Consider the following 1332-nt stretch of genomic DNA (forward strand, 5'->3'; position numbering starts at 1 on the left):
GCCAACAGGTTTCTTTCATCGCTACCCGCGGTCAGAAAGGCATGCAAGCTGAAGAAGTTCAAGTTATCTAACTTGTACTGACTTAGTCGAAAAGACCCCGCCCTTAAAAGCGGGGTTTTTTTATGCCTGGGATTTGGTAATACCGGGCACAAAAAATGTGGGAGGGGGCTTGCTCCCGATGGCAATCGTTCAGTCACTGGATGTATCGACTGACCCACCGCCATCGGGAGCAAGCCCCCTCCCACATTCAAGCATTCAAGCTGCGTTGTTTACTGGAACAACGACTCACTCGACAAGCCATTCTTCTCCAGGATCTCACGCAAGCGCTTGAGCCCTTCCACCTGGATTTGTCGCACCCGCTCACGGGTCAGACCGATCTCCAGGCCTACGTCCTCCAGGGTGCTGCTCTCATGGCCACGCAGGCCGAAGCGGCGAATCACCACTTCACGCTGCTTGTCCGTAAGCTCCGACAGCCACTGGTCAATGCTTTGGGAAAGATCATCGTCCTGCAACAGCTCGCAAGGATCTGTAGGGCGATCATCCGTCAGGGTGTCCAGCAGGGTTTTATCCGAATCCGGACCCAGCGAGACGTCAACCGAAGACACGCGCTCGTTCAAGCCGAGCATGCGTTTCACCTCCGCTACCGGTTTCTCCAGCAGGTTGGCGATTTCTTCGGGCGAGGGTTCGTGATCGAGTTTTTGGGTCAGCTCACGTGCTGCCCGCAGGTAGACGTTAAGCTCTTTGACCACATGGATCGGCAACCGGATCGTACGGGTCTGATTCATGATCGCCCGTTCGATGGTCTGGCGGATCCACCAGGTCGCATAGGTTGAAAAGCGGAAGCCCCGCTCGGGGTCGAACTTCTCCACGGCCCGGATCAGGCCCAGGTTGCCTTCCTCGATCAAGTCCAACAGGGACAGCCCACGATTAACATAGCGTCGGGCGATTTTCACCACCAGGCGCAGGTTGCTTTCAATCATGCGCTTGCGCCCAGCCGGATCACCCTTTTGCGACAAGCGCGCAAAATGGACTTCTTCTTCGGGGGTCAGCAGAGGGGAAAAGCCGATTTCATTGAGGTACAGCTGGGTCGCATCGAGCGCCCGCGTGTAGTCAATGTACTTATGTTGCTTTAACGCGGTGGAGTTCTTGGATTTGGCGCGAACTGAAGGTACAGCAGGTCCCTCATTCGACATCGATTCCGTAGCGATGCCGGTCTCCATAAGGAGAACCTCATCGTCGATGTCAAACTCCGGCGCTTCTTTACTGAGAGCCATTGTTATAGTCCTTTGGTGAGTTCGACCTCAAGCTCAAGCGGCGCCTTTATCCTTGGCA

General features: G+C 55.3%; 1 protein-coding gene and 1 pseudogene. One reads left to right on the top strand and one right to left on the bottom strand.

Features of this window, described 5'->3' with window-relative positions; all coding sequences use genetic code 11:
- A pseudogene (locus AC3ZU9_RS31385) lies at positions 1-71 on the top strand (cold-shock protein); the annotation flags it as partial.
- A gap of 198 nt (positions 72-269) precedes the next feature.
- Here the strand turns inward: AC3ZU9_RS31385 and rpoS are convergent.
- Positions 270-1274, bottom strand: coding sequence for an RNA polymerase sigma factor RpoS (rpoS, locus tag AC3ZU9_RS31390; protein WP_012722618.1), 1005 nt, complete (start codon positions 1272-1274; stop codon positions 270-272).
- Between the last annotated feature and the right edge of the window lie 58 nt (positions 1275-1332).

This window comes from Pseudomonas sp. A39 (genome assembly GCF_058145955.1).

Coding starts and splice junctions, on each gene's coding strand:
- rpoS (WP_012722618.1), bottom strand. CDS start 1,274: ATGGCTCTCAGTAAAGAAGCGCCGGAGTTTGACATCGACGATGAGGTT.